Consider the following 8,297-nt stretch of genomic DNA (forward strand, 5'->3'; position numbering starts at 1 on the left):
CGTTCGGGCGGCCACTCGCCGTGGCGGCCGAGACTACGTCGACGAACGACGACGCGCGGAGCGCGGCCGCGGCCGGCGCGCCGCACGGGGCTGCGTTCCTTGCCGACGCGCAGACCCAGGGTCGGGGGCGCGGCGGGCGCTCCTGGCACTCTCCGCCCGGCGAGAACCTCTACCTGTCGGTGGTGTTGCGCCCGAGCCTGCCGGCGAGCCGAGTGGCCCCCATCGCGCTCGTCATGGGCCTGGCCGTCGCGTCCGTCATCGAGCGACGGCTCGCGCCTCTTCCGTCCCGCGGCGCGTCGGGCGGCGGCTCCGCCGTCGAGGTGCGGCTCAAGTGGCCCAACGACGTGCTCGCCGGGGGCCGCAAGCTGGCGGGGATCCTCGTCGAGGCCCAGCTGCGCGGCGAGTCGGTGAGCAGCGTGATCGTCGGCGTCGGGCTCAACGTCCATGCGTTGAGCTTCCCGCCGGATCTGTCGGCGCGGGCCACGTCGCTCGCGATGCTCGGGATCGACGACGTCCCGCGCGAGCGCCTCGCCGCGGAGCTGCTCCAGGCGATCGGCGACGCGGCGGCGAGGTTCGAGGCAGGAGAGCTCGCGCCCTTCGCGGAGGATCTCGCCCGGATGGACTGGCTGCGCGGCCGCCGCGTCGAGGTCGCCGGCGTGGTCGGCGTCGCGGCGGGGATCGATCCGGAGGGACACCTGCTGGTCCGCGGCGCGGACGGCATCCTCCGGGCGGTGGCGGCGGGCGAGGTCAGCGTCATCTCCAGCTGAGCGCTCCGCGCCGCTTGCGTTGCGCGCTCGGCGCGGCCAAAGCTCCCGCCCCACCTCGGGTCGCCGGCGGCGTGGCGCCGCCGAGGCGGACCGAGGCTCCTCGGAGGCGTCGCTTCCTTGAAAGAAGACACCCTCGTCGTCCACGAAATCTACGCCAGCGTGCAGGGCGAATCGACGTTCGCCGGGCTCCCGTGCACCTTCGTCCGGCTCACCGGGTGCAACTTGCGCTGCGCCTGGTGCGACACGTCGCAGGCCTTCTACGGCGGCAAGCGGAGCCGCCGCAGCGACGTCCTGGAGCGCGCGCTCGCCCTCGGCACGCCGCTCGTCGAGCTCACGGGTGGTGAGCCTCTGCTTCAGCCCGGGTCGTTCCCGCTCCTCACGGAGCTCTGCGACGCGGGCCGGACGGTCCTCGTCGAGACCAGCGGCGAGGCAGACGTCTCGCGCGTCGATCCGCGCGTGCACAAGATCATGGACCTGAAGGCGCCTGGCTCGGGGGAATCCCACCGGAACCGCTGGTCGAACCTGGATCACCTCACGCCGCGCGACGAGATCAAGTTCGTGCTCGCCGATCGGGCGGACTATGCGTGGATGCGGGACACCATCCGCGAGCGGTGCCTCGACGCGCGCGGCGTGACGCTGCTCGCCTCGTGCGTGTGGGGCAAGCTGTCGCCGAAGGAGCTCGTCCAGTGGGTGCTCGACGATGGCCTCCACGTCCGGGTGCAGGTCCAGCTCCACAAGGTGATCTGGGGAGCCGACGCGCAGGGGGTCTGACCCGCGGGTCGCCCCCCCGCTGCGGCTCGTGGCGGCGGGGGCGGCGCCCTTCTCTCGCGGCGTCAGCGCTCGCCGCGCACAAACTGCTCGAAATCTTCGACGTCGCGGGGCGAGCCGAGGACGAGCGGCACGCGCTCGTGGAGCGACCTCGGGACCCTGTCGAGGATGCGCTCGGCCCCCGTGCTCGCCTTTCCGCCCGCGGCCTCGAAGATGAACGCGAAAGGGTTCGCCTCGTAGAGCAGCCGCAGCTTGCCCTGGCCGCCTTGATCGGCGGGGTACGCGAAGATGCCGCCCTTGAGCAGCGTCCGGTGCGCGTCCGCGACCAGCGATCCCACGTAGCGCGCGCCGTACGGCCGCCCCTCGTGCTTGCTGTCCTCCTTGATCCACGCGTTCCAGCGGCGCACGTCCTCCGGCCATCGCGCGCTGTGGCCTTCGTTGATGGAGTACGTCGAGCCGCGCTCGGGGATCCGGATGTTCTCGTGAGAGAGAAAGAACTCTCCCACGGTCGGGTCGTAGGTGAAGCCGTGCACGCCGCCGAGGCCGGTCGTGATGACGAGCAGCGTCGACGAGCCGTAGAGCACGTAGCCCGCCGCGACCAGATCGCGGCCGGGGCGAAGGAAGTCCGAGGGATCGGCGCCCATCTTGGCGTCGCTCTTTCGGAGCACGCCGAAGATCGTGCCGATCGAGATGTTCACGTCGATGTTGGACGAGCCGTCCAGCGGGTCCACGACGACGATGTACTTCGCTCGCGGGTCCGTGGAGAGGAGCCTCATTTCACCGAGCTCCTCGCTCACCACGGCCGCGCAGTGCCCGCGCCTTCCGAGCACGCTGAGCAGCGTCTCGTTGGCGACCTCGTCGAGCTTCTGCACGACCTCGCCCTGGACGTTGGTCTGTCCCGTGTATCCGAGGACGTTGGCGAGGCCGGCCCGCCGGACCTTGGACGTCACGAGCTTCGCCACCAGGCCGAGCTGGTTCAGGAGGGAGGTGAAGGCCCCTGTCGCCGCGGGGAACCCGAGCATTCCTTCGAGGATGTATGTCTCGAGCGTGATCCCGATGCGTGACGGCGCCTCCGGCGGCTTCCAGCTCAGATCCCGTTGGTCCGACATGATCCCTCCGCGTTGTCGGCGAGGACGTTACCGCCCCGCCACGTGCTCGCGCTCGCGTCCGCCGCTGTGGCCCCGAGGGCGGACCGGCGCAGTTTCGAGAATTGCGTATCCGATGGCTTCGTACAACATCCTCGGGGCGCTGGACCGCCCGCGCGTTGGGCTCGATACGTTCGTCCAAGTCCCGAAGATGCGGCCCGAGCCCGCTCGCTCGAGCACCCTGACACGGCGCCGCGGGCATGACGGGGTGGGTTCACGCCCCGGGCGGGCCACGCGCTTCCTGGCGCAGCAGCACCTTCGACGGAGTGATTCATGGCGCTCACCACCCGTGTAGAGCAGATCCTCTCCTGGTACGCCTCCGAGAACCCAGGCACGCTGACGAACCTCGTCCGGCTGCTCAACCATGGCGCGCTCGCGGGCACCGGAAAGATGGTGATCCTGCCGGTGGACCAGGGCTTCGAGCACGGTCCGGTGCGATCGTTCGCTCCGAACCCCGAGGCCTACGACCCCGATTACCACTTTCAGCTCGCGATCGACGCCGGGTGCAACGCCTACGCGGCGCCGCTCGGATCGCTGGAGGCGGGCGCGGCCAGGTTCGCGGGGCAGGTGCCCCTGATCCTGAAGCTGAACAACAGCGACACGCTGGCGAAGGTGGAGCAGCCCGTGTCGGCGGTGACCGGCTCGGTCGAGGACGCGCTCCGCCTCGGCTGCGTCGGCGTCGGCTACACGATCTACCCCGGGTCCGGCGCGAGAAACAGGATGTACGAGGACCTTCGCGAGATCGCCCTCGAGGCCAAGCGCAGGGGCCTGGTCGTCATCGTCTGGAGCTATCCGCGCGGCGCCGGACTGTCGAAGCAGGGCGAGACGGCCATCGATGTCTGCGCCTATGCGGCGACGATTGCGGCCCAGCTCGGCGCACACATCATCAAGGTCAAGCCGCCGACCGCTCATATCGAGCAGGAGGAGGCGAGAAAGATGTACGAGAAATACAACATTCCCATCCAGACGCTCGCCGACCGGACCCGGCACGTCGTGCAGGCGACGTTCGGCGGCAAGCGCGTGGTGATCTTCTCTGGCGGCGAGTCCAAGGCGACCGATGCCGTCCTGGAGGAGGTGCGCGAGATGGCCGCAGGCGGCTCCTTCGGGTCGATCATGGGGCGGAACGCGTTCCAGCGCCCTCGCGTCGAGGCGCTTCAGCTTCTCGCCGACGTGATCCAGATCTACGGGTCGGCGCGCTGACGCCCCTCCATCCGGCGCTCGGGCCGGGCCGGCTCGGACCCGCAGTCCGGTGGGCAGCGTCGCGCGAGGCGCTCCGACGGCGGGCCGCCGAGCGCGAAGCCTGCGCGGAGCCGCGCGGAGCCGTGCGGGACTGCGCGGAACCGTGCGGGACTGCGCGCCTGGGGGCGCGAGCGCTCTCCCGGCCGCACCTCGGGCCGACCGCCTGCGGGCATCGTCCACGTCGACGGGGTTAGCCCTTCGTGTTTAGATGCCGCGCTGGACCCCTCCACATCCCGGGCTCAGGAGACCGCATGCCGATCAAAGTGAACCTCGCCTCGTCCGACCCGCTGAGCATCGCCGTCGACGTCGTCGTCATCGGCGTGCCTGAAGGCGCTTCGACGGGTGAGGGCGTGCTGGCGAGGCTCGTGGCGGCGCTGGGCGAGTCGGTGACTCACCAGGTCAAGCGTGACGACTTCACGGGGAAGAGGGATCAGAGCATCGATTTCGCGACGCACGGCGCGTTGAAGCCCGGCCGGGTGCTGCTGCTCGGGCTCGGGTCGGGCAAGGTCACCGACGTCGAGTGCAGGCTGCTCGCGGCGAAGGGGGCGCGCTTCGCGAACGGCGTGCGCGCCGAGAGCATCGCGGTCGTCGTGCCTCCCGGCGTCGAGCGCGCGGAGCGGGCCGCCGCGGAGGGGCTCGTGCTCGGGGCCTACCGGTTCACCCGCTACTTCACGGGCGATCGTCTGCCCAAGGTCGCGCTCTCCCGCGGCACCGTGGTCATCGAGGGCAAGGTGGGCAAGGCGGCGCGCGATGCCGTTGCGCTCGGCCAGCAGGTCGGCGAGGCGATCTGCGTCGCGCGCGACCTCGTCAACGAGCCGCCCAACGAGGTTTATCCGGAGGCGCTCGCGCGTGTCGCGGTGGACGTGGGCAAGCAGCACGGGCTCAAGGTGACGGTGCTCGACAAGGCCGCGCTCACCAAGCGGGGCATGAAGCTCATCATGGCGGTGGGGCAGGGGAGCGCGCGGGATCCCCGGCTGGTCCACATGGTCTACGCTCCTCCCGGGAAGCCGAAGGGGAAGCTCGTCTTCGTGGGCAAGGGGCTCACCTTCGACAGCGGCGGGCTCTGCATCAAGCCAGCTCCGGGCATGGAAGAAATGAAGGGCGACATGGGCGGCGCCGCGAACGTGATCGCGCTGATGGCCGCCGTCGCGGCCGCCAAGCCGAACGTCGAGGTGCACGGCGTCATCGGCGCGGCAGAGAACATGCCCGACGGCGCCGCATATCGGCCCGGCGACATCTTCGGCTCTCTGGACGGCAGGACGGTGGAGATCATCAACACCGACGCAGAGGGGCGCCTGGTCCTCGCCGACTGCCTCGCCTATGCGCGCGCGCTCAAGCCGGACCTCATCGTCGACAACGCGACCCTCACGGGCGCGTGCGTCGTGGCCCTCGGGCCGACCGTGTCCGGCTTCTTCTCGAACCGCGAGGAGCTCGCGGAGCGCCTGCGGAGCGCCGCGAAGGCCGCGGGCGAGTCGATGTGGCAGCTCCCGCTCATCGAAGAGCTCCGCGACGGCCTCAAGAGCGACTGGGCCGACATCAAGCACACGGCCGACCGCTGGGGAGGGGCCATCACCGCGGCCTTGTTCCTGCGCGAGTTCGTGGGGGATGTCCCCTGGGTCCACGTGGATATCGCTGGCCCATCCATGGCGAACAAGCCGTACGGCATCTTCTCCAAGGGCGGGACGGGCCACGGCGTGCTTACCTTCCTCCGCCTCATCGAAGGCTTCACCGGCTAAACCGTGCAACTCCGCCGCAAGCTCGCGCGCGCCATGGGGCGCGCCATCACCGACTTCGACATGATCGCCGACGGCGATCGGATCCTCTGTGCTGTCTCGGGGGGCAAGGACAGCTACGCGATGCACGCGCTGCTCGTCGACCTCGCGCGGCGCGCGCCGGTCCGGTTCAGCGTGATCGCGGTCAACATCGACCAGGGGCACCCTGGTTACCCGGGACACCTCCTCACCGACTACATGGCGGCGGGCGGCCACGAGTTCCGGATGATCTCCGAGGACACCTACTCGATCGTCACCGAGAAGATCCCCGAGAACAAGACGTACTGCTCCCTCTGCTCCCGCCTCCGCCGGGGCATCCTGTACCGCATCGCGCGCGAGCTCGGCTGCTCGAAGATCGCCCTCGGCCACCACCGTGACGACGCCGTGACGACGCTGCTCCTGAACCTGATCTTCGCGGGGCAGCTGAAATCGATGCCGCCGAAGCTCATCTCCGACGACGGCGACAACATCGTGATCCGCCCGCTGATCTACTGCGCCGAGGCCGAGCTCGCCGCGTTCGCCGCGGAGGAGCGGTTCCCGATCATCCCCTGCGACCTGTGCGGGTCCCAGGACAACCTCCAGCGCAAGGCGGTGAGCCAGCTCCTCGCGGATCTCGACGCGCGCCACCCCGGGACGCGGCAGAACATGCTCGCAGCCCTCGGCAATGTGCGCCCGAGCCACCTCTTTGACACGGGCCTTTGGAAGCGGCTCGGGCTCGAGGTCGCCCGGGAAGAGGGGAGCGCAGGCGACAAGGCGGACGTGGGTGCGCCAGCGCCGGACGTGCTGCCCGTGGGCAACCTCCTGAGAAACCTGGCCTAGCGCTCGCTCATGAGCACGGATGCCCCCGGCGCCATCTCGATCGGCGCTCCGCGCGAAGAGGAGTCCACCGCGTCGGCCTCCGTCGGTCGCGGCGGTGCGTTGACGCGCGGGGTCGACGGGGCGTCAGGCTCGGACCACCCGGAGGCGCCGCTGCCGGGGGCGGCGCGCTTCGACCTGGGTCCGGCCGGCGGGCGCGCCCCGCAGGCGTTGCTCGCCGCGGTCGTCGCCTGGATGATCACGGTCGCGCCCGCGGGTTTCGGTCGTGGCGCGCCCGTATTCGCCAGCATCGCCGCCACGCTCGCCTTCCTGTGCGGCATCGCTGCGCCGCTGCTCGCCCCCACGCACCGCCGGGTCGCCCGGCACCTCGGCATTTCCGTCTTCCTCGCGCTCGTCACGCTGACCTGGCTGCTGGCCTCTCCTTCCCTTCAGCCATCCCGCCTCGACCCGGTCCGCGCGGCGATCGGCGCGATCGCCTGGGGTATCTTCGCGCTTTCCTGGCGCGATCGCTGGGATGTGCGGCGCCAGCCGGAGCCGGAGCCAGACGCCCCGCTCCTGCAGGCCCGAGCCCACCTCCCTCCGCTCGCGACGGCGATCGTCGCGTTCGGAGCGCTCGTGAGCCTGGCGATCCTCGTGCTCGCCTGGCGCATCCGGGACCCGGAGCGCGCCCTCTTGGCCCAGGCCGTCGCGGTGGCCTGCGCTGTCGCGTTGATCACGGCGGCGTCCGGCGTCGCGGTGGCTCGTGACCGCCGGCACACGGGCGGCGGACGGCGGTTCCCCCACCGAGCCGTTCGGCACCTGGTGGTCCTCATCGTCTTTGCGGTCCTGGGGGCGGTCGCGATGACGCTGCGGTGAGCGGCGGCGCGGCCGTGGCCTCCCGGCTGCCGCCGCTCCCTGGTGTCCCCTGCATCCCCGCCGGTTCCTCACCAAATCGCGTTACACTCATGGGCGTGTCCCGCGCAGTCGATGTGTTCGCGGTTCTGCTCCTCGTCGCCGCAGCGTTCTCCTTTGCCTTCGGGGTTCACGCGCTCGGTGATCGCCAGGATTTCAAGGCGATCTACCTCCTCGTGATCGGCGGCCTCTCGCTCAAGGCGTCCACGGAGATCCTTCGTCCCCGCGGGGGTAGCGCGTGAGCCCTGGGCGCCGAGCGATCGCGGCCGTCGCGTGTCTGTGCGCGTGCGCGGCCTGGGCTGCTCTATCGACGTCCGCGAGGGGGGCGGCGCCGCTGCCGCCCGACGTGGCGGCCCGCGTGGGCGCGAGCGACGTCGCCGTCGACTCGGTAGCGCGCATCGCGGCGGCGCAGCAGATCCCGCCTGCGCAGGCCCGGGACGCGGCGGTCCGCGACGCGCTCTGGGCCGCCGAGGCACGAGCCCGCGGCCTCGAAGAGGAGCCCGACGTGCGGCGCGAGATCAGCCTGGTGCTCGCCCGTCGCATGCTCCACCGCCTGAAAGAGGAGGCGGCGAACGCAGGACCGGTGACCGACGAAGAGCTCCGCGTCGCCACCGAGCGCCACTGGCTCGATCTTGATCGTCCCGAGGGGTACCGCACCGTGCACGCCGTCGTGAAGCTCTCGGAAGACGCTGGCGAGGCTACCCGTGACAAGGCGAAGGCGATCGCCGACGCCATCCGGACGGCCGTCTTGTCTTCGCGCGAGGTCGCTCAGCGCACCGAGCCGCCCCGCGCCGCGGGGACGCCGCAACCGCCCCCCGATCCGGCTGCAGAGGCGTTCATCAGCGCCGCGAAGGGCGTCCCTGCCGAGGGACTCGAGGTCGTGGCGCAGGCGCTCGCGC

General features: G+C 71.0%; 9 protein-coding genes (1 of these 9 cut by a window edge). 8 read left to right on the forward strand and 1 reads right to left on the reverse strand.

Going from position 1 to position 8,297, the window contains the following annotated elements:
- Nucleotides 1–20: 20 nt before the first annotated feature.
- Nucleotides 21–767, forward strand: coding sequence for a biotin--[acetyl-CoA-carboxylase] ligase (locus WMF46_RS13950; RefSeq protein ID WP_437986059.1), 747 nt, complete (start codon nt 21–23; stop codon nt 765–767).
- Between the two features lie 117 nt (nt 768–884).
- The gene (locus WMF46_RS13955) at nt 885–1,538 is read left to right on the forward strand and encodes a radical SAM protein (protein WP_437986060.1); all 654 of its coding nucleotides are present in this window, start codon (nt 885–887) and stop codon (nt 1,536–1,538) included.
- Nucleotides 1,539–1,600: 62 nt separating this feature from the next.
- Here the strand turns inward: WMF46_RS13955 and fbp are convergent, their stop codons facing one another.
- Nucleotides 1,601–2,644, reverse strand: coding sequence for a class 1 fructose-bisphosphatase (fbp, locus tag WMF46_RS13960; RefSeq protein ID WP_437986061.1), 1,044 nt, complete (start codon nt 2,642–2,644; stop codon nt 1,601–1,603).
- A 309-nt stretch (nt 2,645–2,953) separates the two neighbouring features.
- On the opposite strand from fbp, the gene WMF46_RS13965 reads away from it, so the two are divergent.
- The 6 genes from WMF46_RS13965 to WMF46_RS13990 form a co-directional block, all read left to right on the forward strand.
- Entirely contained in the window at nt 2,954–3,880 is a 927-nt protein-coding gene (locus tag WMF46_RS13965; RefSeq protein WP_437986062.1) for a class I fructose-bisphosphate aldolase, read from the forward strand.
- A 290-nt stretch (nt 3,881–4,170) separates the two neighbouring features.
- Nucleotides 4,171–5,655, forward strand: coding sequence for a leucyl aminopeptidase (locus tag WMF46_RS13970; protein WP_437986063.1), 1,485 nt, complete (start codon nt 4,171–4,173; stop codon nt 5,653–5,655).
- 3 nt (nt 5,656–5,658) lie between these two features.
- On the forward strand, nt 5,659–6,510 hold the full coding sequence (gene ttcA / locus WMF46_RS13975) for a tRNA 2-thiocytidine(32) synthetase TtcA (protein WP_437986064.1): 852 nt from the start codon (nt 5,659–5,661) through the stop codon (nt 6,508–6,510).
- A 9-nt stretch (nt 6,511–6,519) separates the two neighbouring features.
- On the forward strand, nt 6,520–7,362 hold the full coding sequence (locus WMF46_RS13980; protein WP_437986065.1) for a hypothetical protein: 843 nt from the start codon (nt 6,520–6,522) through the stop codon (nt 7,360–7,362).
- A gap of 95 nt (nt 7,363–7,457) precedes the next feature.
- Nucleotides 7,458–7,640 carry a hypothetical protein gene (locus WMF46_RS13985; protein ID WP_157906650.1) on the forward strand — a complete coding sequence of 61 codons (183 nt, stop codon included), beginning with the start codon at nt 7,458–7,460 and terminating at the stop codon, nt 7,638–7,640.
- Nucleotides 7,641–7,756: 116 nt separating this feature from the next.
- A protein-coding gene (locus WMF46_RS13990) for a peptidylprolyl isomerase (protein ID WP_437986066.1) crosses the window boundary here: on the forward strand, nt 7,757–8,297 show its 5' portion. 323 nt of this gene lie beyond the right edge of the window; only the first 541 of its 864 coding nucleotides appear in the window; it begins with the start codon at nt 7,757–7,759; the stop codon falls past the right edge of the window.

It is taken from the genome of Sorangium sp. So ce117 (assembly GCF_051524395.1).
In the GTDB taxonomy this organism is placed as follows: Bacteria; Myxococcota_A; Polyangia; order Polyangiales; family Polyangiaceae; genus Sorangium; species Sorangium cellulosum_B.

Bases quoted from the DNA above. Each gene is read 5' to 3' on its own strand.
- fbp (WP_437986061.1), bottom strand. From the start codon at position 2,644: ATGTCGGACCAACGGGATCTGAGCTGGAAGCCGCCGGAGGCGCCGTCA.
- WMF46_RS13965 (WP_437986062.1), top strand. From the start codon at position 2,954: ATGGCGCTCACCACCCGTGTAGAGCAGATCCTCTCCTGGTACGCCTCC.
- WMF46_RS13970 (WP_437986063.1), top strand. From the start codon at position 4,171: ATGCCGATCAAAGTGAACCTCGCCTCGTCCGACCCGCTGAGCATCGCC.
- WMF46_RS13980 (WP_437986065.1), top strand. From the start codon at position 6,520: ATGAGCACGGATGCCCCCGGCGCCATCTCGATCGGCGCTCCGCGCGAA.